Source organism: Vibrio sp. Vb1755 (assembly GCF_033338635.1).
Taxonomy (GTDB): domain Bacteria; phylum Pseudomonadota; class Gammaproteobacteria; order Enterobacterales; family Vibrionaceae; genus Vibrio; species Vibrio alginolyticus.
This window is the reverse complement of record NZ_JAWOTA010000372.1, coordinates 1-1,027: the sequence shown is the minus strand read 5'-3', so window position 1 is coordinate 1,027 and position 1,027 is coordinate 1. Positions and strand designations below refer to the sequence as shown.

Genomic DNA, 1,027 nt, shown 5'->3' with positions numbered 1-1,027 from the left:
TCGTCGATAACGACCGATTTGGTGTGCAGCAAGCCACCATAGAACTCGTAAATTTTCACGCCAGCGGCCAAAAGTTCGCTGTAGAAAGCGCGCGATGCCCACTGAACCATAAGTGAGTCATTTTTGTGCGGTATGATCAGCTCAACATCAATACCGCGCTGCGCCGTCATTTTTAACGTCTCAAGCAAGTCGGTATTAGGTACAAAATACGGTGTTGTGATTCGTACCGAACGATTGGCTTGGTTAATTGCCAAAGTAAGCACTTGATAAATCAAATACTCTGGCATGCCGGGGCCAGATGGAACCACCTGAATCGGATGTTGGTATTTGCTGTTGTCAATTTTGCACTCCGGCAACTTCGGCAGATAACGTTCGCCCGTTTCTACTTCCCAGTCCCAGCAGTGAATCGCACTCAGTACGTTTACGGTTGGCCCTGTAACTCGCACCATGATATCGATCCAACGCCCAACGCCGCTGCTCTGTTTAAAGTATGCAGGATCGACAAGGTTCATTGACCCTGTATAGGCGATTTCATCATCAATGACGATGATTTTTCGGTGCTGGCGAAGATCAAGACGACGTAAGAACATACGCCACATCTTCACTTCGAGTGCCTGAATAACCTCGATACCCGAATCTTTCATCATTTTGTACCAAGGACTTCTGAAGAAGCGTGGGCTACCCGCAGAGTCCAATAGCAGCTTCACATCCACACCGCGTTTAGATGCTTGGATAAGAGCGGATGCTACCGAATCGGCCAAGCCGCCTGGGTGCCAAATGTAGAACACCATTCGAATGCTCGTTTTGGCATTCTCGATGTCTTCGATGATGGAGTGCAGAATTTCATCAGGAGATTGTTGCAAGGACAGAGTATTCCCGCTCAGAGCAGGTAGCCCAAGACGGTTGTTACACAGTTCATCGATGCGGTAGATATGGCGACCCATGGTTTCAGGCATGTGCGCGTGGCAATCATTGAGTTGACTAAACCACTTGGCAAAAGGGGTAAACATCTCTTTTGCTCGTTCAG

Annotated in this window: 1 protein-coding gene; it reads right to left on the bottom strand. The window is 48.4% G+C overall.

Annotated features, from left to right (window positions below):
* Positions 1–1,027: cardiolipin synthase (gene cls / locus R7E00_RS25215; protein WP_318124939.1), on the bottom strand; the 1,027-nt coding region annotated here is incomplete at both ends.